Consider the following 23,154-nt stretch of genomic DNA (forward strand, 5'->3'; position numbering starts at 1 on the left):
TCCTGCAAGGCGGCAGATCTATGACCCCATAGACGCGCTTGATGGGCCGCGCTCCGAACGGGCCGGGCGGCACCCGCGCCGGAGCCGTGCGCAGGGGCATCCAACTTCGTTGAAAGGTTGCCTGCTTGGCGTTCCGGCGAAGCCCGACGACCCGGCACGGCCGCGTCCCCGGAACACCGAAACCGCCTCACGCGCCCGGGGCATTGGTCCCGCCGGGAGGGGGCTTAGGTCCCTGGGGAGGGGCGTCCGGCGCGATGGACGATCTCCGTCCGGGAGAAGGCCGACACGAGAGCGGGGACGGAAACGATGGACGGCAACACACTCGCGCCCCTCGGCGTGAGCGCGGGTGAGGAGGCGGTCTACCGGATGACCCTGCGGTCGCCCGGCATCGGCATCGCCGCGATCGCCGAGGGCTGCGGCATCGACGAGGAGACGGCCGTGGCCGTGCTCGGCCGGCTCCGGAACCTGGGCATGGTGGCCACGGCCGACCGGCTCACGTTCAACGGCGCGGACCCGGCGTCCGTGGTCGACCGGCTGGCACGGTCGCGGATCCAAGGGCTCCAGGGCGAGATCCGGCGCGTCGCCTCCTCACGCCACCTGGTGGAGAGCCTGGCCGAGGACCGGCGCACCGGGACCTGGGGGCAGCTCACCGAGCTGGAGCGGGTCGAGGGCCTCGACCAGGTGCTGGCGTGCGTGGACGAGCTGTCGTACTTCGCCCGCGAGGAGCGGCTGACCACACACCCCGGACCGATCCTCACCGGCGCCCTCGACGCGGTCAGGAGCTCCGACCTGAAGTACCTGCACCGGGGCCTGCGGATGCGGACCATCGTGCACACCGGGGCGCTCGGCTCCCCGGAGGTCGGCCGCTTCCTGTCGGAACTGTCGGAGCAGGGCGCCCAGGTACGGGGCACGACCGGGCCGCTCGAACGGATGGTGGTCTTCGACCGCCGGACCGCCCTGGTGGCGACCGACCCGGCGGACATCACGCGGGGCGCCCTGATCGTCCGCCAGCCCGGCCTCCTGTCGCACCTGCTCGCCCAGTTCGAGTCCCGCTGGGCACGCTCCTTCGGGGTCGCGGACGACCTGCCGAGCCAGACCGAGCACCTCGTCCTGCGCGCCATGGCAGGGGTGGACAAGGACGAGACGGGCGCCCGCCGACTCGGCATGTCCGTCCGCACCTACCGGGGCCACGTCGCCGCGCTCATGCGCCGCCTGGGAACCCAGAGCCGCTTCCGGGCCGCGCTGGCGGCCCGGGAACGGAACTGGCTGTGACGACTGCGGGGTGAGGGCCCGCGCCGCTTGCTACGTTCGTCCTTCCTGCGTGTCGCCCACGCGGCGCAGCGGAAGAAGGGGGCGGTGAGGTGGAACAGGGCTGGACCCGCAACGTCGTGGACGGCGGGACGGTGGGGGGACCGGTGGTCCAGGCCGGGTCGATCGGCGTCGTCCATCTCCACACGGACGCGCGTCCGCAGCCGGAGCCCGCCGAGACGCCCCCCGCCGACCCCTGGGTGCGTGCCGTCGGCGACTCCGCGGTGTGGAAGCACGTGGCCGGCGACCGGGACGCGCGGGCGCACCGGGAGCTGGCCGAGGCGGTGGCGGCACGGCTGGCGGGGATCCGTGCGGGGGTGGGGGTGCCGCCGGACGCGGGGGTGCCGACGGAAGCCGGAGTGCCGCCGGACGCGGGGGTGCCGGCGGAAGCCCGCACCGACCCCTGGGACGATCCCGGGCTGCCGACGCGCTTCCTGGGGCAGGTCGAGTGGCTCCTCGGCGAACCGGGTGCCGGCCCCGACCTCGACCTCTACCCGGCCGAGGCGGCGCTCCTCGCGCTCTTCCCCTTCCTCTACCGGGCGCACTGCCTGCTCCGCGTCGAGCAGCTCGCGGCGGTCGCGCCCTGGAGCCTGGCCCCGATGCCGGAACCGTCCCCCGACCGGCGGGCGTTCGAGGTGTTCACGGAGGGGGACGAGGCGCTGGTCCAGCGGGCCCGGCGCGACGCGGCGGCCGAGCCGGCGGTCGGCTGGTGGCTGTTCCACCGCTGGCTCGCGCAGCAGCGGGAGTTCGCGGGCGCCGACCCCGTACGCCGACTGCTCGACGCGCTGGGCGACACGGCGGACGGGCTCGGCGAGGCGCTGGCGCCGCGTCGGGTGGCGGCCCTGCTGCACGGTCTGCGCCGCGGCCCCGACGTGTGCCACCCGGAGTTCCTCGGCCTGCTGCCGACCGACGACGGGGTCCGCTCCGGCCCCGGCCACCAGCGCATCCGCGACCAGCGGCTAGTTCTGCTGCTCGCCCTCGCGCACGGCATGGCGGTCGAGATGACGGCCCTGCCCTCGATCGTCGCCGAGCATCTGCCCATCCCGTACCCGGTGGACCTGGACGCGCTGCGCCGCACCCTCGACACCGCCCACTGGGGCGGCCCGCACGATCACCCCGTGCTGCGGGCGGAATGCCGGCACGAGGCCGTCGTGGAGGGGCTGCGCGAGTACACGGCCCGCGCCGACGAACTGCTGCACACGGTACGGCGGACCGCGCGCGACCGGATCACCCAGCCGCTGCCCGAGCTGCCGACCCGGCTTTCCAGCGACGGCGTCGTGCCGAGCGAGGGTGCCTTCGACGGGTACGCGCGCTTCCGCGGCGACGGCCGCCGGGTCCTCGACCTCGCCATGGGCATCCAGCTGTACAAGTCCCGCGACCTGGCGGTCCGCGAGCTGTACCAGAACGCCCTGGACGCCTGCCGCTACCGGCGGGCCCGCGGCGAGTACCTGGACCGCACGGGGCAGCCGGCCTCCACCCCGTACCTCGGGCGCATCGCCTTCGTGCAGGACGTCGACGAGGACGGCCGGGAGTACCTGGAGTGCCAGGACGACGGCGTCGGCATGGGCGACGCGGAGCTCCGCGGGGTCTTCTCGCGGGCGGGCTCGCGCTTCGCCGAGCAGCTGGAGTTCACCCTGGAACGGGCCGCCTGGGAACGCCTCGACCCGCCCGTCACGCTCTACCCCAACAGCCGCTTCGGCATCGGCGTGCTCAGCTACTTCATGCTCGCCGACGACATCCGCGTCACCACCTGCCGGATGGGTCCCGACGGCGTTCCCGGGCCGGTGTACGAGGTGTCGGTGTGCGGGCCCGGGCACCTGTTCCGGATCGTCCAGGTGGCGGCGCGGGGGCGGGAGCCGGGGACGCGGGTGCGGTTGTATCTGCGACCCGACACGCTGGAGGAGGGGTGGTCGAGCGTCGACGTGCTGGAGCGGGTGCTCGGGATCGCGGAGTTTCCGACGAGTGCGCGGCACGGCGGGGGGCCGGAGAGTACGTGGGTGCCGGGGGTGCTGCGGGCGCGTCACGGGAACCAGGGCGAGGACTTCGCCCTGAACGCGCACGGGAGCCTGACGGTCTGGCCCGACGCGCCGGAGGGCGTGGACGTCGTCTGGTGCGAGCAGGGCGGGGCGCTGCTGGTGGACGGGCTGCTGGTGGAGCCGCAGGTGCGGCATACGGGGATTTTCGGCGGCAAGGTTTCAGGCCTGACCGGCGCTGTGGTGAACCTCAGCGGATCCCGGTCACCGGGGACCCTGTCGGTGGACCGGCGGCATGTCGTCGACGACGTGGCGCCCGTGGTCGGCGAGCTGCTGCGTCAGGCGGCGGGGGTGCTCGCCGACGCGGAGGCCGACCGGGGGGTGCCGGGCTTCGAATGGGTCTGCCGGGTGGCCAAGGAGAGTCCCGTCCTCGCCGACATCGTCACCTCGGCGCTCGCAGCGAAGGGGCGGACGCTGACCTACAAGGGCCTGTCCTTCGGCGCTCCCGGGGCCGGGTTCCTGCCGATGGACTTCTCCCTGCTGCCGCGGTGGCGCCGCGGCGACAGGTACACCCCCGCCCGGTGGGCGAACGACGGAAAGGACGTGGACGACCACATCTACCTCTGGCGACTGCTCGCCAGGCGGCACCCGGCGCTGGAGGGCCTGGAGGAGGTGTGCCCGGGAATCCGGGACTCGGGCCCCGTCCTGCGGGCCGTACCTTCCGACCAGTGGATCCTCCGCTCCACCACACAACGGTTGGCCTTCATCCCTGACGCTGCCCGCTCTCTCGGGTCCGCCCCTCGCGAACTGGCGCGGCGCATGGCCGTGCTGGGGTTCGCGAAGGTCGACCCGCGACACTGGGCGCCCGACGCACTCCTCACCCAGGCAGGCGCACGGGCTTTCGAGGACCCCTCAGATCCGGACGGGCTCACCCTGCACGAGCGGGTCACCGCGGACGGCCTCCAGAAGGCGGCGACCCGTATGCGGTCCGGCGTCGACGAAACCGCGGCGCATCTGCGCCGGTTCGGCTTCACCGTCCCCGAGCACGTCGAACGTCTGGCCGCCGCTTCGGACGAACTGCTCGTCGCAGCGCCGGGCACGTACGGGGCCGGCCTCCTGGACGCCGACGCGGTTGTCCCGCCGGGGCACATCGCCGAAGTCAGCATCGCCTCGGGCATGTCCGTCCCCGAGGTATGCCGACGGCTCGCGGCATACGGTCTGGCCGTCGATCCCGGCGGTCTCCCCGAACGCCCCTCGACGGAGGACCTGGTGCTGCTGAGCGCACGAGGAACCGGCAAGGCGCCCTGGCTCGACCGGGCGGAGGTGACCCCGCCGGGGCACCTGCTCCAGGCTGTGAAGCAGCTCGGTCTGCCGTTGACCGGCGTGCTCGCGCGGCTCAAGGGGCTCGGCTTCACCGTTCCCGACGTGCTTCCCCCCGACGCGGGACCCGAGGACCTGGCCCTGCTCACGGACGATTTCGAGCGGGTCTTCCTGACCTCTGCCGCCTCCCCCCTCTACGCCTTCGTGCTCGACGGGGCGAACGGCCTGCCGGAGCTGCGCCGCAAGGTCGCCCGACTGCGGTCCTACGGCTTCGAGATCGCCCTCGACGTGCCCAGCCGTCCCACCGCGCTCGACCGCGAAATCCTGCGCCCGTACGGTCCTTTCAACTGGTGGACGCCCTCGAACGCACCCGTGCCGTTCACCCATGTGGTGATGGCGGCACGTGAACTCGGCACCAGCCCCCGCGACATCGCGAAGCGCCTGCGAGCCTGCGGGATCACGCCCTCGCACGACGACTTGCCGCCAGGCGTGTCGTTCGGTGAGGCCACAGACCTGCTCCGGCTGGGCGACACGCCGGAGACAGAGGTCCCCGAGGCGCACCACTTCAGCCTCCAGTACCTCCACCACGCCGCCATCCGTCGCCGCACCACCCTCACCGAAGTCGTCGACCTCATCCGCAACCTCGGCGTCCCCCTCCCCCACCCCGCCGACACGATCCGCGCCGCCCTGGCCCGCGTCCCCCGCCCCCCGTGCAACGAAATGGTCGGTCACGGAGAGCAGCGGCTGCCCGTGGCCCAGGTGTACGGAGAGCGCCGCCCGGCACGCGTGGGCCGGGCGGCGCCCTTTCCGGGTCAGCGGCCGTAGCGGATCAGGGCGCGGACCATGTGGCAGGTGGTGTCGGACGGCGGGTGGATGCCGAGCTGGACGGCGGTCGTGCGGATCTTCGCGTTGGTGGCCCGCGACGGGATGTAGACCCCGGCGTCGAGCAGGGCTATCGAGAGGCGCATGGCCTTCAGCCGGCGGTTGTGGGTGACGTACCACTCGCGGGGGCGGCCCGCGGGGAGCGGCTTCTTCTGGAGCGGCTTCCAGGGTTCGAGGGACGGTGTCCGGATCACGGCGAGAGCCATGCGCGACCTCCTGGCGAACGGTGGGCGAGAGCCCTCCCCGGGACCCTCGCCTTCACCCCTGATTTTAGTCGCCCCCACTGACAATCGGCCCTGGCCAGACGGGGTTTAGTGGCACGTTTCCCGGTACGTTCCGCGGCCCGTGCCACGGTCCTCCGCGCGGTACGTTGGGGGCATGGAGATCTGGATCAATCCCGCCTGTTCCAAGTGCCGCGGCGCACTGACCCTGCTGGACGCCGAGGGCGCCGACTACACCGTGCGGCGCTACCTGGAGGACGTGCCGAGCCCGGACGAGATCCGGGCCGTGCTCGACCGGCTCGGCCTGGAGCCGTGGGACATCACGCGGACGCAGGAGGCGGACGCGAAGGAGCTCGGGCTCAAGGACTGGCCCCGGGACGCGGCGAACCGGGACCGCTGGGTGGAGGCGCTGGCCGCGCGTCCGAAGCTGATCCAGCGGCCCATCATCACCGCGGAGGACGGCACGGCCGTCGTCGCCCGCACCGACGAGGCCGTGCGGGACGCGCTGTCCCGCTGACCGCCCGCCGCCTCAAGCGGACGCCCCCGTCTCAGGCGGACGCCGCCGTCTCCGCCTCCGCCAGGATCTCGGTGAGCCGCGCCCCGAAGCGCACGTCGCAGGCGTGCGGCTCGCCGCTGCGGACGGCCTCCAGGAGGGCGTCCACCGCTCCCCCGAAGGCGCCCAGGGCGCCGTCCCAGCCCGGCATCGTCACCCGCCCCCGCTTCCCGTATAGGGAGAGCGCGGCCTCTGCGGCCTCGGGCGGGGCGCTGAGGGTGAGGGTGGCGGTGCTGCTCGCGCCCGAGGTGTGCCGCAGGACCAGGTGCCGGGTGTCCTCGGGGCCGGGGGCGCAGGTCACCGAGGTGACGTCGCCGAGGATCGGCAGGTAGACGGAGAGGACGTGCGGGCCGACGTCCCACAGGCCGCCCTTCTCGCGCCGCCACGGCGAGGCCGCGTAGGCGCTCTGGGAGCCGGGGCCGAAGAGGGAGCCCAGCCAGTGCGCCTCGCCCAGGAACCAGCCGCCCGCCGCCGCCTGTTCGTCGATCCAGCGGGCGGTGGGCTCCGCGAACCGCAGGGTGCAGAAGACCACGGAGGCGACGCCCTCCGCCGTGACGGCCGCCGCCAGGTCGCGGGCCGTGCCGGGCGAGGTCGCCACCGGCTTGTCGAGGATCACGTGGCAGCCGGCGGCCGCCGCCCGGGCCGCGAGCGGGGCCTGGACGTCCGGCGGCAGCGCGAGGGCGACGGCGTCGCTCGCCGCGAACAGGGCGTCCACGTCCTCGTACGCCCGCGTCCCGAACCCGGCGGCCAGCGCCGCCGCGGCCTCGGGCCGTCTGCCCCACACCCCGCTGAACTCCACGCCCGCGTGCGCCGCCAGCGCGGGCGCGTGCGTGCGCTCGGCCCAGGGGCCGGTGCCGAGCAGTCCGATACGGGGCTTCACGCCGGGGATCTTCGCCATGCCCACCAGTCTGCCGCCCCGCTCGGACATCGGACCCCGGGATGCCCCGGATCCGAGCCCGTATACGAACCGGACCCCGCCGCCCCGCCCGCGCCCCGCCGCACCCCGCCCCCCGGATACGGAGGAAAGCTGAGTAACACGGGGTTCACAATCGGGCAACCATCGGGAAATCCGATATTGCGATGCTGCGCGCAGACACCGCCCCCGCAGCGCACGCCAAAGGATGACACCCGTGACCTTCAAGGCTGAGTACATCTGGATCGACGGAACCGAGCCGACCGCCAAGCTCCGTTCGAAGACGAAGATCATGCCCGGCACGGGGGTCGCCCTGGAGGAGCTGCCGCTCTGGGGCTTCGACGGTTCCAGCACCAACCAGGCCAAGGGACACGCCTCGGACCGTGTCCTCAAGCCGGTCTTCTCCTGCCCGGACCCGATCCGCGGCGGCGACGACGTGCTCGTGCTGTGCGAGGTCCTGAACACGGACATGACGCCGCACGAGTCCAACACGCGTGCCGCGCTGGCCGAGGTGTACGCGCAGTACGCCGCCCAGGAGCCGATCTTCGGCATCGAGCAGGAGTACACCTTCTTCGACGGCGAGCGTCCGCTCGGCTTCCCGGTCGGCGGCTTCCCCGCCCCGCAGGGCGGCTACTACTGCGGTGTCGGCGCGGACGAGATCTTCGGCCGTGACATCGTCGAGGCGCACCTGGAGAACTGCCTGACCGCGGGTCTCGGCATCTCCGGCATCAACGCCGAGGTCATGCCCGGCCAGTGGGAGTTCCAGGTCGGCCCGCTGGCGCCGCTGGAGGTCGCCGACCAGCTGTGGGTGGCCCGCTGGCTGCTCTACCGCACCGCCGAGGACTTCAAGGTCACCGCGACCCTGGACCCGAAGCCGGTGAAGGGCGACTGGAACGGTGCCGGCGCGCACACCAACTTCTCCACGAAGGCGATGCGCGAGGGCTACGACGCGATCATCACCGCGTGCGAGTCGCTGGGCGAGGGCTCGAAGCCGCTCGACCACGTGAAGAACTACGGCGCGGGCATCGACGACCGGCTGACCGGTCTGCACGAGACCGCCCCGTGGGACAAGTACCACTACGGCGTCTCCGACCGCGGCGCCTCGGTCCGCATCCCGTGGCAGGTCGAGCAGGACGGCAAGGGCTACATCGAGGACCGCCGTCCGAACGCGAACGTGGACCCGTACGTGGTGACCCGCCTCATGGTGGACACCTGCTGCGAGGCCCTTGAGCGGGCCGGCCAGGTCTGATCCACACGCACCCGGAAGGGGCGTCCACCGTTCCGTACGGTGGGCGCCCCTTCCGGCATGTGGGAAGCACATGTGGGCGGCGCGACACCGCTTTTGGCCGACCGGGGGCTGCCCACCGCACTTCCCTCCTGGTTTAATAGGGATATGGCCAGCATCGAGAACGACACCGCGAAGGGTCGCCACGACCTCGAGCCGTTCTGGCCTTCCCGTCAGCACCATGACTTCGACCGGTGCTGTCGACGCGTGAGGAACGCGTCGGCCCTCTAAAGCCCCCGACCGGTAGGTCCGGTTCTCCGGCCTTCGGCCGACGCGCATGACGTACGACGCCTGTCCGTCCGTAACTCGCGCGAAAGAGTTGAGCTTTCATGGCCCATACCCAGGCTGCCGCCACCCTCACCCCCCTCCGTCCCCGCGTCGAGCGGGCCGACCGGCACCGGCTGCGCGCCGTCGACCCCGACGAGGTCGCCGGTCTCGCACGGGTCGCCGACTTCCTGCCGCCGGGCGCCACGCTGCTGCCCGCGCCCCCGCACACCCTGCCGGCACTGCCCGGCCGGCCGCCGATGGTCGGCTATCTCGTGCTGCTCCCCGCCGACCAGCAGCAGCCCGCCCCGGTGGCGGCCGAGCCGGCCGGCGAGCAGGGTCCGGTGGCCATCGACGGCGTCCAGCGGGTCGCCGTCGTGGACGGGCGGCCGCTGGACCTGACGTATCTGGAGTTCGAACTGCTCGCCCACCTCGTGGCCCACCCGCACCGGGTGCACACCCGCGACCAGTTGGTCACGACGGTGTGGGGGTACGGGCACGTCGGCGACGGCCGGACCGTCGACGTCCACGTGGCGCGGCTGCGCCGCAAGCTGGGCGCCGAGCACCGCCACACGATCCAGACCGTGCGGCGGGTCGGCTACAAGTACACCCCCTGATCAGGCCGTTCCGGCGGGGTCCGGGCCACCGCGCCCGGCCCGGACCCTCGCCACCACCCCGGTCGTCACGTCCACGGCCACGAACAGCAGCAGGCTGAGGCCGAGCAGCGGGACGAACCACGCCACCAGGGCCGTCCCCGCGAGCAGCGGCAGCAGCAGCGTCGGCGGGACCTTCCGCCAGGCGCCCCGGGCGACCGGGCGGCCCGGCCGGCGCAGCCACCACATGCGGTAGCCCCACAGGACGAGCAGGACCAGGGCGAGCCCGAGGGCCGCGAGCGCCAGCTGGTTGAACAGGCCGAGGAAGACACCCATGTGGGCGTCGATGCCGATCCGGGTGAGCTGGGCGAGCAGCGGGTAGTCGGCGAAGCGCAGTTCGTCGAGGACGGTGCCGTCGGCCGGGTTCACGGCCACCGAGTCCAGCTCGACGGGGAACTGCTTGTCGGTCTCCTTCACCACGTAACCGGCGCCCTCCGCCGGCAGCACGACCGCGATCGAGGGGCTGTCGATGCCGGCCGCGCGGGCCGCGTCGACCGCCCTGTCGAGGCCGATGTCCGCACCCTTGGGCGCGGCCGGGGCCGGCTGGTGACCGGCGCCGTGCCCCGCGTGCTCCCCGGCCCCGGCCCCGGCCGGGCCGCCGGCCGTGATGTCGGCGGACAGCGCCGGGGTGGCGCCGCCGAGCCGGTCCTGGACGGAGCCGATGTTCTCGCCCGCGTACCGCGACCAGGTCAGACCGGTGGCGGAGAGCGCCACGAGACCGGCCACCGTCCACAGGCCGACCGTGCCGTGCCAGGAGAGCGTGCGGCGGCGGGACTTCGGGCCGCGTTCGGGCAGGAACAGCGCGCGCCGGTTCCTGCGACGGCGCCCGATCCACAGCAGCAGGCCGCCGAGCGCGACCACCCACAGCCAGCTGGCGGCCAGCTCGCTGTAGTTGCGGCCGAGTTCGCCGAGGTGCAGGTCGACGTGGAGCCCGGAGATCCAGGTGCGCAGCGGGAGCGCGCCCGAGCTGCCGTAGCTGGGCAGCTGTCCGCGTATGTCACCGGTGTACGGGTCGACGAACACGCCCATGGAGGTGCCCTCGGGGGCCTCCGGGTCGGCCATCAGGACCCGCGTGGTGGCGCCGGGTTCGGCCCCGGGCCACACGGCGGTGACGGTGCCGTCGGGGTTGGCCGCGCGGGCCAGCTCCACCTGGCGGGAGAGCGGCAGGGCCGTGGCGTCGGCGGGCACGGGGACTTCGAGCTCGTGCGCGTAGACCAGCTTCTCGGCCGGTACGGACAGCGCGTACAGCAGGCCGCTGACGGCGGCGACGAGGAGGAACGGGGCGACGAGGACGCCCGCGTAGAAGTGCAGGCGCAGGACGAGCGGGCGCAGCGCCGCCCAGCCGCGCGGGCGGGCCGGGGAGTCGACGGGGCGCGTGTCGGGGGTTTCCGGCGCGACCGGCGTATCCGGTGCCTCCGGCGTATCCGGTGCCTCCGGGGCGTCCGGGGCGTCCGGGGCGTCCGGGGCGTCCGGTGTATCGGGTGTATCCGGGCGTGCGAGGTCGTCGATGGGCATGACGGTCCTAGGAGTGTGTGTCGGCATGGGGAAGCGGCCCCCGGGCCGATCACGTCAGACGCGTGCTCCGAGGGCCGTGGCGCGGGGTGCGGCCGGGCGGGGCGGGCCGCGCCGGGAGACCGACCGCGCGAGGACGACACCGCGCGGCCTGCGGGTGTACGGGGCGGTGCGCACCGGCCGCAGGACCGGCGGTACGGGTGCGAGAGCGCGTACGACGGCGAGCGCGAGGCGCAGCGGCGTGAACGCGGTCGCGGCGACGGCACGGGCCAGCGCGAACAGCGCGGCCTCGCCCCGGGCGAGCCAGAGTCCGCAGGCCAGGGCGGCGATCAGGTGCGCGGCGAGCATGCCGAGCCCGGAACCGGGGCCGGAGGCACCGGCTCCGCCCATGGTCATGGTGTGCGCCATGGAACCCATGTGGTCCATGGCGCCCATCGAGTCCATCGAGCCCATGGCGTCGGCGGCGCCCATCTCGCCCATCCCGCCCATGCCGTCCATGCCGTCCATGCCGTCCATGGGCCCCATCAGGCCCATCGCCTCCGACATCGACCCGTGTTCGCCCGCCCCGAAGATCAGGTGCAGCGCTCCCTGTGCCGCGGTGAGGCCGGTCGCGATGGCGAGGGGGCCGCGGCGGTGGCCGGCGGCGGTCCAGGCGAGGGCGGCCGTCACGGCGAAGGCCAGGAGGAGCGAGCGCCCCGGGATCGCGTGGGCAGACATGGACGAATGCCCCACCGCTGCCAAAGTAACGCACACCGCCGCGAAGAGTGCGGCACGGAGGGCGCGCAGCGGCGACCTGGGGTGCGTCATGGTGCGGCCATGGTGTCATCCCCGCGCCGGGCCCGGCAGTCCGCCCCCGACACGCATCGGCTACGGTGAGCGGGAAACTGCTTTTGTACCGGTTTCGTAGGAGTCGACGCATGCCCGCCATCCCCGCCGCCACCGTCGCCAACCTCCGCGGCCTCGGCTCCCTCCCCCTCGGCGAGGGCCGCAGTGTCCGCGAGGGCCTGGTCTTCCGCTCCGGGCAGCTCGACCGGCTCGATCCGGCCGATCCGGTGGTGGCCGCGCTCGGCATCCGTACCGTCGTCGACTTTCGCACCGCCGCCGAGCGCGCCGAGCGGCCCGACCAGGTGCCGCCGGGCGGGCGGCTGCTCGTCGCGGACGTGCTCGCGGACTTCCTGGCGACCAGCGGGCTGCCGCCTGCCGCCCGCCTGAAGACCCTGCTGTCCGATCCGGCGCTCGCCGAGGAGCACCTGGGCGGGGGCGGGGCGCAGGCGGCGTTCCGGCGGACGTACCGGGCCTTCGTGAACACCGAGTCGGCGCGCGCCTCGTACGGGGCCTTCCTCACCGAGCTGGGCGACCCGTACTCCGGTCCGCTGCTCTTCCACTGCACGGCAGGCAAGGACCGTACGGGCTGGGCGGCGGCGGTCGTGCTGTCGCTGCTCGGCGCGGACGAGGAGACGGTCATGGCGGAGTTCCTGTCCGTCAACCCGGCGGTGCGGCAGGCCTTCGCCCCGCTCATCGAGGGCTTCACGGCCCAGGGCGGCGACCCGGACCTGGCGCTCGCGCTGATCGGGGTCGTGCCGGAGTACCTGGAGGCGGCGTTCGACGAGGTGGCGGTGCTGCACGGGTCGATGGAGAAGTACGTGCGGGAGGGGCTCGGCGTCCCCGACGAGGTGACCGCGCTGATCCGCGAGCGGCTCACGGTGTACGCGGCCTGAGCCGGGCCGGTCCTGGCCGCGCCCACAGGGGGCCCACAGGGGCCCCCGCCTCGCCCGTACGGGGGACCCCGCCGGGGTGACCATCGCACGATTCGCTCGTTCTGCTGAACGTGAGCACCCAGGAACTCGCCCCCTCCTCAGGCCCCTCCCCCGACTCCCCCGGTCCCGTCGACGTGGAGCAGGCCGAGGCCGCGCTCGTCGAGCACTACCCGCGGCTCGTCCGCATCGCGTACCTCGTCCTGCCGCCCTCGCTGGGCCGCAACCGCCGGGTGCTGACCGCGCACGCGCTCGTGCAGCGCTCGCTGCCGCGCCGCCGTACCTCGGGCGGGGCCGTCCCGGGGGCGCGGCGGGCGGAGGACGCGGTCGACCCGGGGTACGCGTACGTGCGGGGCGAGGTGCTGCGGCAGGCGCTGGTGGCCGGGCTGCCGCTGCGGCGGCGGGCGCTGCCGCGACGGGCGCAGTTCCCGCCGCTGCTGCCGCAGGTGTGGGGGCTGCGACTGTTCCCCCGGGCGGGCGGCGCCGACGAACTGGCCCTGGACCAGAGTCTCTCGGCGCTCTCCGGGCCGGGGCGCGCCGCGTACGTGCTGCGCGGCCTGGAGCGTCAGGGCGACCCGGAGGTGCTGCGGGTCCTGGCGGCGGCCGGGGCCGAGGACCCCGGGGCGGCGCTCACGGAGGCGGACGGGGTCGAGGCGCGGAGCGCGCTCCTGGAGTCGCCCGAGTTCGACCCCTGTTCGCTCCAGGCGCGCCCGCCGGACCTCATGCGGCGGCGCCAGCACGGCCGGGCGGCGCTGGCGGCGGCAGCGGCGGTGGTGGTGTGCGGGACGCTGCTCGGGCTGCCGGGGGACGGCTGGGGCAGGAACGGGGCGGCGGCACCCTCGTACGCCCGCAATCCGGCGGCGGAGGCGGCGCTCGACCCGGGCGGTGTGAAGCGGGTCGCGCCGGCGGCCTGGCGGACGTCCACCCGGACGGACTTCTCGGTGTGGCCGGCGCGCGGCGGGCTCACCGGCGACACGGCGCTGCTGCGGCGGGCGCTCGCGGTGTGGGCGCGCCCCGGCCCGTCCGTGCACGCCTCGGCGACGCCCGGGACGCCGCCGGGGCCGCCGATGGGATCGCCGCAGCTGCTGTACGCGGGGCAGGTGGACGCGGTGCGCGTGGTGCTGGTCTACGACGGCCTGCGGGTGGTGCGGTACGCGGAGCCGGTCGGGGACGCGAGCGGGGCGGCGCTGGACTTCGCGCGGACGGACGGGGCGGACGCGGTCGGCTCGGCGGCGCTCGTGGTGTCGCGGGCCGCGGGCAACGTGCGCTATCTGACGGCCCCTTGGGTGAAGGAGACGGCGGTCGTCGACCTGCTGGCGCCCGCGAAGGCGGCGTGGCCGCTGGCCCGGGACGCGGCCGGGGTGACCGAGCCGATGCCGAGCCCGGCGACGGCCCGGACCTGCGCGAGCTGGAACACGCTCCAGGTGCGGGACGGGACGGGCGTCCGGCTCCTGGGCGACCTGGGCGAACTGGCCCCGGCGCGGCTGACCTCCGGCCCGCCGTCCGCGCCCGTGGACGCGACGGGCCCGGCGGCGCGGGAGGCGTGGGCGCGGACGGCCTGCCAGCTCTCGGCGGTGCGCTCGCACGGGGTGCGGGCGGTGAACTCCTGGACCTTCGCCGGGCAGGCGCTGCCGGAGGCCGGCGGGCGCGCGGAGTGGCTGTGCGCGCGGGCGGAGACCTGGCGGGGTACGGGGAGCCGCGCGCTGGCGCTGTTCCGCGCGCCGGGCGCGACGGGCACGGCGGCCCTGGCGGCCCGCTCGGAGGGCAGCCCGGCCTGTGGGGCGCGGGATCCCCGGGTGCTCGCGGGCGTGGTCTGGCAGGCCCGGAGCGGGCAGTGGTACGTGGTGGCGGCGGGCACGGGGGACTTCGCTTCGCTGAGCCTGTCGGGCGGGGTGAAGGGGCGGGCCGAGGGGCATCTGCTCGCGGTGAAGGCGGCGCCGGGGAGCCGGGCGGACCTGACGGGGACGCTGGCGGACGGGACCCGGGTGAGCGCCCTGAGGTGACGGGCCGCCCGGGGCGGGGAAATGGGCGTGCGCGACCCCTGGTCCTCGCGCCTACCCCTCAGTACATTGACGCCATGTCTAATACGCAGCCTGCACCGGTGGCGTCGGAACACATCGAGCTCAAGGCCCGCAAGGTCTCCTTCGACTGGGAGGAGACCCCGCTGCACTGGGTTCCCGGCGACCCGTTCACCACCCACACCATCAACGTGCTGCACCTGCTGCTCCCGGCCGGTGAGCGCTGGTTCGTGCACGTCTACAAGCAGGTCCTCCCGTACATCACCGACGACCGGCTGCGTGCGGACGTCATCGGCTTCATCGGGCAGGAGGCCGTCCACTCCCAGGCCCACGACGACGTGCTGCCGCACCTCAAGCGACTGGGGCTCGACCCCACCCCGTACACCGCGCAGGTCGACTGGTTCTTCGAGAAGCTGCTCGGCGACCGGACCCTGCCGCCGGGCCGGCCGCGCCGCTGGTGGCTGATGGAGCGGGTCGCGCTGATCGCCGCCATCGAGCACTACACCGCCTTCCTCGGCAACTGGGTGCTCAACGCCGAGGAGCTGGACCGGGTCGGGGCCGACCCCGTCATGCTGGACCTGCTGCGCTGGCACGGCGCCGAGGAGGTCGAGCACCGCTCGGTCGCCTTCGAGCTCTTCCTGCACCTGGACGGCGGCTACCGGCGGCGCGCCCGCACCTGGGCGGCGGCGTTCTCCGCGCTCGCCTTCCTCTGGCAGCGCGGGGTGCGCTTCTTCATGGAGAACGACCCCAGCGTGCTCGACGCCAAGCCGAGCGTGGGCCAGTTCGTCCGCAAGGGCCGCGAGGGCGTCCTGCCCTCCACGCCCGCCATGCTGCGCTCCATCCCCCGCTACCTGAGCCGGAGCTACCACCCCACCCAGGAGGGCAGCACCGCGCAGGCCGCCGCCTACCTGGCGAACTCCCCCGGCGCCAACGGAGGCCGTCACTGATGCCCCGACCGCGTACCGTCGTCCTGCTCGCCGGGGCCGCGCTGCTCGCCAAGCGGGCCCTGCGGCGCCGGATCGACGCCTCGCCGCTCTGGCCCATGCCCGCGCTCGACGAACCGGTCTCCGGCCGCGGGCGCGGCTCGACCGTCACCCTGCGCGTCCTCGTCGCCGAGCGCCGCGAACCCGCCGCCGGCGTCGTCCAACTGCGCCTGGAGGGCAGCGGACTGCCCGCCTGGCAGCCGGGCGCGCACATCGACCTCGTCCTGCCCTCCGGCACCGTGCGCCAGTACTCGCTCTGCGGCGACCCCGCCGAGCGGGACGTCTTCACGATCGCCACCCGGCTGATCGAGGCCGAACAGGGCGGCCGGGGCGGCTCCCGCGAGGTCCACGAACAACTGCACGTCGGCACCGAGATCGAGATCCGGGGGCCGCGCAACCGCTTCCCGTTGGCCCCGGCCCCCTCGTACGTCTTCGTCGCCGGCGGCATCGGGATCACCCCGATCCTGCCCATGGTGCGCGCCGCCGAGGCGGCCGGGGCGGACTGGCGGCTGCTGTACTGCGGGCGCCACCGCGCCACCATGCCGTACGTGTACGAGGTGGAGAAGCTGGGGCGCGGCCGGACGACCGTGGTCACCGAGCACGAGAGCGGGGTCCCCGACCTCTCCTTCCTCGGCGGGCTGCCCGCCGAGACCGCCGTCTACTGCTGCGGGCCCGAGGGGCTCATGGACGCGGTGGGCGCCGCGCTGCCCGAAGGACGGGTCCCCACCCTGGAACGCTTCTCCGCCGCGCGGACCGAGGGCGGAGCGCCCTTCGAGGTCGAACTCCGGCGCTCCGGGCGCACGTTGACCGTGGCGGCCGACCAGTCGGTGCTCTCCGCGGTCCGCGAGGCCGTGCCCGGAGTCCTCTACTCCTGTCAGCAGGGGTTCTGCGGGACCTGCCGGCAGGGGGTCCTGGAGGGCGAGGTCGACCACCGGGACGAGCTGCTCACCGACGCCGAGCGGGCCGACTCGATGCTGATCTGCGTGTCACGGTGCGCGGGCGAACGACTGGTCCTGGACCTGTAGTCCGTCAGCTCACCCGCCCGCCGGGCGTCAGGGAAGGACCAGCCAGTCCAGGGCGAACGCGGTGAGCAGGCCGCCTGTCAGCAGCCAAGTGGCCAGCCGCGTGCGCCCGTTGCGGGAGAGTTCGATGACGACCCCGCACAGGATCATGGCGAGCCCGTACACGCCGACGACGAGGACGGAGGTGTGGTTCGCCAGGCGGACCGCCAGCACCGCGCCCGTCACGACGAGCAGGACCGAACCGGCGACGACCCGCAGCAGCCGCGCCTGCTTCGGGGTGAGGCCCGCGGCCTCGTCCGGGTCGCCGGGCTCACCGGGCTCGTCAAGCTCCGCCACGGTGTCCGGGGTGTCCTGCTCAGAAGCGCTCATGTGGCGGGAGCGTAACGGACTCCCGTTAGGCTGTTCGCATGACGACCGGGGTACGCCGCAGGATGGGCGTCGAGGAGCGCAAGCAGCAACTGATCGGGGTGGCCCTCGAACTGTTCAGCCACCGCTCCCCCGACGACGTCTCGATCGACGAGATCGCCGCCGCCGCGGGCATCTCACGGCCGCTGGTCTACCACTACTTCCCCGGCAAGCAGTCGCTGTACGAGGCGGCGCTGCGGCGGGCCGCCGACGACCTGGCCGGGCGGTTCGTGGAGGCGCCGGAAGGTCCGCTGGGCGCGCGGCTGCTGCGGGTGATGGGGCGCTTCTTCGACTTCGTCGACGACCACGGCCCGGGTTTCGCCGCCCTGATGCGGGGCGGTCCCGCCGTCGGGTCCTCCACCGCCCACGCGATGATCGACGAGGTGCGGCAGGCCGCGTACGAGCAGATCCTGGCCCATCTGGAGGTGACCGGCCCCTCCGCGCGGCTCGAACTGGTCGTCCGCTCCTGGGTGTCGCTCGCCGAGTCGACGGCGCTGCTGTGGCTGGACGGGCGCCGGGTGCCGCGCGCGGAGCTGGAACGGCAGCTCGTGCACGACTTCGCGGCGCTGGCGGCGGTGAGCGCCGCGTACGACGAGGACATGGCGGCGATCCTGGTCCGGATCCTCGCCGACGAGCCGGCGGACGGGCCGTTCGGCGAGCTGGTGGGGCGGCTGATCGCACTGGCGCCGCCCCGGGTGCCGGACCAGCGCCTGTCGTAGCGGGGCGGAGGCCCACCGTCCCGGCGACGGTGGGCCTTCGCGCGCGGGTCAGCCGGTGGTGAAGACGGCCACCGTGCGGGCCGGGACGGTGAAGGTGCCCGAGTCGCGTTCGTACGCGGCGGCCTTCACCCCCGCGTCGGCCCCGTCCGCCTGGACCGGGTGCAGCCGGTAGGCCCGCCCGGCCAGGTCGCCGACGGTCTGCCGCTGCCCCCGCGGGGTCGCGTTGAAGACGACGACCAGGTCGCCCAGGCGCATGGTGATCACGCCCGGGGTCTCGTCGCGGCCCGAGAGCGGGAAGGACAGGGTGTCCTGGACGCGCGCGGCCGAGTCGAGGGAGAAGGCGGGCTCGGTGGTGCGGATGCGGAGCAGGTCGCGGTAGGCGGCGGAGGCGCCGGGGATCTCGGCGCAGCCGGGGGTCAGGGCCGGCCGGGTCAGGAGCGGCTTGCCGTACGCCCACTTCGCCTTGTTGTCGGCGGCCGGCGGGAGGCCCCGGCCGAAGCCGTTGCCGTCGCGGCAGTCCCAGTGGATCGCGTTGAACCAGTCGCCGCTGTCGAAGGAGTTGCGGTCGAGGGACTTGGAGCGGAGCAGGTCGGTGCCCGCCTGGGCGAGCGACGGGCCCTGGGAGAGCGCGGTGGTCGCCAGGGCGAGGACCTGCATGCGGGCCCGGTCGGCCGCGGAGGTGCCGGCCGGCAGCTTGAAGGCGAGGGCGTCGTACAGGGTCTCGTTGTCGTGGGCGTCGGCGTAGGCGAGGGCGTCGCCGGGGGTGGCGGCGTAGCCGGCCGGGGCGCCGTTGTAGTCGACCTCGGAGCCCTTGACCGTACGTCCGGCGGTGTCGGTGAAGGAGTAGGCGGCCAGGTTGCCGGTCAGGCCCACCTTGATCAGGTCCTGGTAGTGCAGGAGGCGGGCCTTCTGCTCGGCGGGGGTGCCGTTGGCGGCGGACGGGTTGGGGTCGGTGTAGAGGCCGCTGGCGAAGCCCTGGACGCCGGGGTCCTCGTCGAAGGGGCCGCCGCCGCGGACGGCGTCGCGGGCCCGGTCGGAGAAGGTCGCGACTCCGGTGCCGGCCATGTTCTTCTGGGTGGCCTGGACGAAGCGGGCGTCGTCGGCGATCTCGCCGAAGTTCCATCCCTCGCCGTAGAGGACGATCGCCTTGCCGTCCACGCCGTCCTTGGCGACGGTCAGCGCGTCGAGGGCCTTGCGGACGGCGAGGATGTTGGCCTTGGGGTGGTGGCCCATGAGGTCGAAGCGGAAGCCGTCGACCTTGTAGTCCTTGGCCCAGGTGACGACGGAGTCGACGACCAGCTTGCCCATCATCGCGTTCTCGGGCGCGGTGTTGGCGCAGCAGGTGGAGGTGGCGACGCTGCCGTCGGCCTGGAGGCGCTGGTAGTAGCCGGGCACGATGCGGTCGAGGACGGACTTGTCGGACTGTCCGGCGGCGACGGTGTGGTTGTAGACGACGTCCATGACGGTGCGCAGGCCCTCGCCGTTGAGCGCCTGGACCATCTGCCGGAACTCGACGGTGCGGCGGGTGCCTTCGGGGTCGGTGGCGTACGAGCCTTCCGGCACGGTGTAGTGCAGCGGGTCGTAGCCCCAGTTGTAGGCGTCCCGGGCCGCGGCGGCGGCGACGCAGGCCTGCTGTTCCTCGGAGTCGGGGGCGTAGACCTTCAGGTCGCAGGCGGGCGTGGTCTGGGCGGACTTCTTCTCGGGGATGGTGCCGATGTCGAAGGCCGGGAGGAGGTGGACGTAGTTGGTGCCGGCGGCGGCGAGGTCCTTGAGGTGCCGGGCGCCCTGGCTGCCGGTGTCGCCGAAGGCGAGGTAGGTGCCGCGGTGCGCGGCGGGGACGGTGGTGTCGGCGACGGAGTAGTCGCGGATGTGGAGTTCCTGGATGCGGGCGTCGCGCAGCGGCACGGCGGCCGGCTTCCTCAGCTGCCGCCAGCCCTGGGGGGCGAGGGCCGGGGCGGTGAGGTCGACGACGAGGCTGCGGGCGGAGTCGGTGGTGAGGGCGGTCGAGTAGGGGTCGGTGACCTGGTTGACGACGAGCCGCTGGACGCTGGGGGCCCAGACCTTCACGGCGTACCGGTACGGTTTGCCGGTCCAGGTCCGCGGGCCGGTGACGGACCAGACGCCGCTCGCGTCGTCGCGGCGCATGGGGACGCTCCGGCCGTCGAGTTCGAGGGCGACGGACTGGGCGGTGGGGGCCCAGACGGAGAGGGTGGGGCGGCCGGCCCGGAAGACCGGTCCGAGGGCGGCCTTCGTCGCGGCCGGTGCGTACAGGTCGTCGAGGACGCCGGCGGTCTGGACGCCGGTGGCGGCGAGCAGGGCGCCGTTGGCGGCCCGCTGGGTGGCGATGAGCTGGCCGCGCAGGGAGGCGCGGACGCGGTCGGCGTCGCGCGGGTCGACGGTGAAGGCCGGGTAGTCCTTGAGGTGCGGGAAGCGGGCCTTCTGGGCGTCGGTGAGCGCGCCCGGGTTCAGCCGGAGCCATCGGCCCTCGGCGCTGAGGGCGCCGTCGGTGACGGTGATGCCGCCCTCGGGGGCGTACACGAGCTGCTGGCTGGTGGCGTCGGTCGCCTTGACCTTCCAGACGACGGTGGTGCGGTCGATCCACTGGGCCTCGGCCTTGGCGAGGTCCAGGTCGGGGGTGCCGCCGGTCTGCGGCAGCAGGTACTTCGGCTGGCCGGCGAGCAGCCAGACCTCGTTGCCGTAGGTGGCGAGGTCGAGGGACTGGTCGGTGGGCAGGTCCTTCTGGTCGCCCTTGTGGAGGATGTACGAGAGGGAGCTCGCGCCGTCGGTGAGCGGGACCTCGTAGACCGCGCCGTACGCGTCGAAGCGGGCCGGCAGGAGCGGCTTGGACCAGTCGGTGGGCTGGGCGGCGCCGGTCCAGGTGTGCAGGCCCCAGCCGTCGTAGGCGCCGTCGGCGCGCTGGTAGTGGACGACGGCCTTGGTCTTGTCCTGGGGCGGGGTGGCGGGGGCGGTGTCGGACTGGGTGTCGGAGCCCTGCGTGATCCAGACCTCGCCGGTGCGGGCGAGGCTGATGCTCCGCTGCGGGCCGTCGGCGGTGCCGGCCTTCTCGACGGTGTACGGGAGGGTGGCGGCGCCTTCGGGGACGCGGACCCAGGCGAAGGCGCCGTGGGCGTCGCGGCCGGTGAACGCGGCCTCCTGTCCGGCGGCCTTCAGCGTCCAGCCGTCGTAGGCGCCGTCCGGGCGCTGGTAGTGCACGACGGCGTAGGTGCGGTCGACGGCGACGGGCTTCTCGGGCGCCGGGGTCTGCCCGGCCGTGGAGGCGGCGAGGGCGCTCGCGGTGCGGCCGGCGGAGTCGACGGCGACGGCCTTGTAGCGCAGGGCGGTGCCGGCGGGGGCGGTCACCTGCTGGGTGACCTTGTAGGGGGCGTGGTCGGCGGTGCCGAGGGTCTGCCAGCGCCCGTCGCCGACCTGGGCGGCGAACACGACCCGGTTCAGGGCGCCGCCGGTGACGTCGGCGGTGAGTTCGACGGTGCCGGTGGCGCCGGTGGCGGGGGCCTTGAGCGTGACGGCCGGGGCGGTCGCGGGGGCGGGCAGCGGCCGGTCCGCCTTCAGGACGAGGGAGGACAGGGCGGGGACGGTGACGGTGACCTTGCCGTTCTCGGCGGTGACGGCGCCCTGGCCCCCGTACAGGAGGTGGAAGGCCGTGGAGTCGGCGGGCACGGTCACGGTCCTGGCCGTGGTGGCGCTGTTGGTGGCGACGAGGTACTCGGTCCGCGCCTTCGGGTCGGTGCGGGAGAAGGCGTAGACGGAGCCCTCGGCGTACCGCTCCTGCTGGACGCCGTCGCGCAGGGCGGGGTGGGCCTGGGTGAGGCGGGAGAGCGCGGCGATGGACCGGTAGATCGGGTGCCCGGTGTCGTACGCGTCGGAGGCGTGGGTGCGGTCGGTGCCGAGCTGGTCGTCGTCGAGGTAGTCGGTGGTCCGCGAGGCGAAGAGGGTCTGGCGGGCGTCCTTGTCGCCGCCGGCTCCGGTGAAGCCCTGCTCGTCGCCGTAGTAGATCACCGGGTTGCCGCGGCCGAGGAACATCAGCTCGTTGGCGAGGCGGGCCCGCTGGAGGAGTTCGGCGTCGGTCGCGTCGGGGTGGTCCTGCTTGAGGAAGGTGCCGATGCGGCCCATGTCGTGGTTGCCGAGGAAGGTGACCTGCTCGTAGGCGTTGGCCTTGTCGGTGGTGTAGCGGTAGTCCTCGGCGAAGACCTTGGCGAGCCGGTCGGCGCCGGCGCCCTGGGAGGCGTAGGCGCGGGCGGCGTCCTGGAAGGGGAAGTCGAGGGTGGCGTCGAGCCGGCCGCGGGTGACGTAGGGCGCGGTGACGGTGGTGTCGGCGGAGTAGACCTCGCCGAACATGAAGAAGTCCTCGCGGCCGTGCTTCTTGGCGTAGGCGTCGAGGGCGGTGGCCCACTGGGTCCAGAAGTCGAGGTCGACGTGTTTGACGGTGTCGATGCGGAAGCCGTCGATGTCGAAGTCGCGGACCCAGGTCTCGTAGATCCTCTTCATGCCCTCGACGACCTCGGGGCGTTCGGTCCACAGGTCGTCGAGGCCGACGAAGTCGCCGTACTCGGCGGACTCCCCGGCCCAGGTGGAGTCGCCGCGGTTGTGGTACATCGCCGGGTCGTTGAGCCAGGCCGGGACCTTGGCCGCGCGGTCGGCGGGCGGGACGACCGGGGTGTACGGGAAGGAGTCGGTGTCGGTCTTCCCGACGGCGGTGCGGTCGTCGAAGGGGCGTCCGTCCTTGTCGAGGTAGGGGTAGGCGCCCTTGGGGCGGTAGCCGTACTTCTTCTCGGCGTAGTCGACGGTGTCGGCGGTGTGGTTGGTGATGACGTCGAAGAAGACCTTCATGCCCTTGGCGTGGGCGGCGGCGATGAGGCGCTTCAGGTCCTCGTTGGTGCCGAAGTGCGGGTCGACCTGGGTGAAGTCGGTGATCCAGTACCCGTGGTAGCCGGCGCTGGCGTCCTTGCCGGTGCCCTGGACGGGCCGGTTCTTGAAGATGGGCGCCATCCAGATGGCGGTGGTGCCCAGGCCCCTGATGTAGTCGAGCCGCTGGGTGAGGCCCTTGAGGTCGCCGCCCTGGTAGAAGCCCTTGTCAGTGGGGTCGAAGCCGGTCCGCTCGCGGCTGCCGGTGAGTCCGCCGCGGTCGTTGGAGGGGTCGCCGTTGGCGAACCGGTCCGGGAGCACGAAGTAGAACTGCTCGCGGGTCAGGTCGTGGCGGGCCGGGGTGGCGGCCAGCGCCCGGTCGGAGGGCGGGGCGGGCGGGCGCGGCGCGGCGGCCGCGGGCAGGACGGGCACGAGGGCCGCGCACAGGGCGGCGGCCACGACGGCCGCCGTTCTCTTGCGTGTCACGAGGGTGCTCCCAGGGGTAC

At 73.9% G+C, this 23,154-nt stretch carries 16 protein-coding genes; 10 read left to right on the forward strand and 6 right to left on the reverse strand.

The window, feature by feature from the left end; genetic code table 11:
* Positions 1-306: 306 nt before the first annotated feature.
* The gene (locus tag ACZ3ZE_RS02075; protein WP_467257016.1) at positions 307-1,272 is read left to right on the forward strand and encodes a TrmB family transcriptional regulator; all 966 of its coding nucleotides are present in this window, start codon (positions 307-309) and stop codon (positions 1,270-1,272) included.
* Positions 1,273-1,361: 89 nt separating this feature from the next.
* Entirely contained in the window at positions 1,362-5,426 is a 4,065-nt protein-coding gene (locus ACZ3ZE_RS02080; protein WP_467257018.1) for a wHTH domain-containing protein, read from the forward strand.
* On the opposite strand, the gene ACZ3ZE_RS02085 is transcribed toward ACZ3ZE_RS02080, so the two are convergent.
* Positions 5,414-5,689: a hypothetical protein gene (locus tag ACZ3ZE_RS02085; protein ID WP_361163862.1), complete on the reverse strand. Its 276-nt coding sequence runs from the start codon at positions 5,687-5,689 to the stop codon at positions 5,414-5,416. The genes ACZ3ZE_RS02080 and ACZ3ZE_RS02085 overlap by 13 nt on opposite strands.
* A gap of 172 nt (positions 5,690-5,861) precedes the next feature.
* On the opposite strand from ACZ3ZE_RS02085, the gene ACZ3ZE_RS02090 reads away from it, so the two are divergent.
* Positions 5,862-6,221: an arsenate reductase family protein gene (locus ACZ3ZE_RS02090; protein ID WP_361163860.1), complete on the forward strand. Its 360-nt coding sequence runs from the start codon at positions 5,862-5,864 to the stop codon at positions 6,219-6,221.
* Positions 6,222-6,252: 31 nt separating this feature from the next.
* On the opposite strand, the gene ACZ3ZE_RS02095 is transcribed toward ACZ3ZE_RS02090, so the two are convergent.
* A complete protein-coding gene (locus ACZ3ZE_RS02095; protein ID WP_361623539.1) occupies positions 6,253-7,155 on the reverse strand; it encodes a Gfo/Idh/MocA family protein in 903 nt (300 codons plus the stop codon).
* Positions 7,156-7,387: 232 nt separating this feature from the next.
* Between ACZ3ZE_RS02095 and glnII the strand changes: the two genes are divergently transcribed.
* Both glnII and ACZ3ZE_RS02105 read left to right on the forward strand, forming a co-directional pair.
* Positions 7,388-8,419 carry a glutamine synthetase gene (gene glnII, locus ACZ3ZE_RS02100; protein WP_361163856.1) on the forward strand — a complete coding sequence of 344 codons (1,032 nt, stop codon included), beginning with the start codon at positions 7,388-7,390 and terminating at the stop codon, positions 8,417-8,419.
* Between the two features lie 365 nt (positions 8,420-8,784).
* Positions 8,785-9,336 (forward strand): winged helix-turn-helix domain-containing protein, encoded by a 552-nt coding sequence (locus tag ACZ3ZE_RS02105; RefSeq protein ID WP_361163854.1) that lies wholly within the window; start codon positions 8,785-8,787, stop codon positions 9,334-9,336.
* Here the strand turns inward: ACZ3ZE_RS02105 and ACZ3ZE_RS02110 are convergent, their stop codons facing one another.
* Positions 9,337-10,887, reverse strand: coding sequence for a PepSY-associated TM helix domain-containing protein (locus ACZ3ZE_RS02110; RefSeq protein WP_467257020.1), 1,551 nt, complete (start codon positions 10,885-10,887; stop codon positions 9,337-9,339).
* A gap of 54 nt (positions 10,888-10,941) precedes the next feature.
* The gene (locus ACZ3ZE_RS02115; protein WP_467257022.1) at positions 10,942-11,601 is read right to left on the reverse strand and encodes a hypothetical protein; all 660 of its coding nucleotides are present in this window, start codon (positions 11,599-11,601) and stop codon (positions 10,942-10,944) included.
* Positions 11,602-11,801: 200 nt separating this feature from the next.
* On the opposite strand from ACZ3ZE_RS02115, the gene ACZ3ZE_RS02120 reads away from it, so the two are divergent.
* From ACZ3ZE_RS02120 to ACZ3ZE_RS02135, 4 genes are all read left to right on the forward strand, one after another.
* A complete protein-coding gene (locus ACZ3ZE_RS02120; RefSeq protein WP_467257023.1) occupies positions 11,802-12,602 on the forward strand; it encodes a tyrosine-protein phosphatase in 801 nt (266 codons plus the stop codon).
* A 110-nt stretch (positions 12,603-12,712) separates the two neighbouring features.
* A complete protein-coding gene (locus ACZ3ZE_RS02125; protein WP_467257025.1) occupies positions 12,713-14,641 on the forward strand; it encodes a hypothetical protein in 1,929 nt (642 codons plus the stop codon).
* Positions 14,642-14,715: 74 nt separating this feature from the next.
* The gene (locus ACZ3ZE_RS02130) at positions 14,716-15,603 is read left to right on the forward strand and encodes a metal-dependent hydrolase (RefSeq protein ID WP_361163844.1); all 888 of its coding nucleotides are present in this window, start codon (positions 14,716-14,718) and stop codon (positions 15,601-15,603) included.
* Complete coding sequence (locus tag ACZ3ZE_RS02135; RefSeq protein ID WP_467257026.1) at positions 15,603-16,664, forward strand: PDR/VanB family oxidoreductase; 1,062 nt, start codon at positions 15,603-15,605, stop codon at positions 16,662-16,664. The genes ACZ3ZE_RS02130 and ACZ3ZE_RS02135 overlap by 1 nt, the downstream gene beginning before the upstream one ends.
* Before the next feature lie 27 nt (positions 16,665-16,691).
* Here ACZ3ZE_RS02135 and ACZ3ZE_RS02140 read toward each other — a convergent pair whose 3' ends face one another.
* Complete coding sequence (locus tag ACZ3ZE_RS02140) at positions 16,692-17,030, reverse strand: hypothetical protein (protein WP_361163840.1); 339 nt, start codon at positions 17,028-17,030, stop codon at positions 16,692-16,694.
* Between the two features lie 38 nt (positions 17,031-17,068).
* On the opposite strand from ACZ3ZE_RS02140, the gene ACZ3ZE_RS02145 reads away from it, so the two are divergent.
* Complete coding sequence (locus ACZ3ZE_RS02145) at positions 17,069-17,785, forward strand: TetR/AcrR family transcriptional regulator (protein ID WP_361163838.1); 717 nt, start codon at positions 17,069-17,071, stop codon at positions 17,783-17,785.
* A gap of 48 nt (positions 17,786-17,833) precedes the next feature.
* Here the strand turns inward: ACZ3ZE_RS02145 and pulA are convergent, their stop codons facing one another.
* Entirely contained in the window at positions 17,834-23,134 is a 5,301-nt protein-coding gene (gene pulA / locus ACZ3ZE_RS02150) for a pullulanase-type alpha-1,6-glucosidase (protein ID WP_467257028.1), read from the reverse strand.
* Between the last annotated feature and the right edge of the window lie 20 nt (positions 23,135-23,154).

It is taken from the genome of Streptomyces sp. NPDC023157, assembly GCF_055560575.1.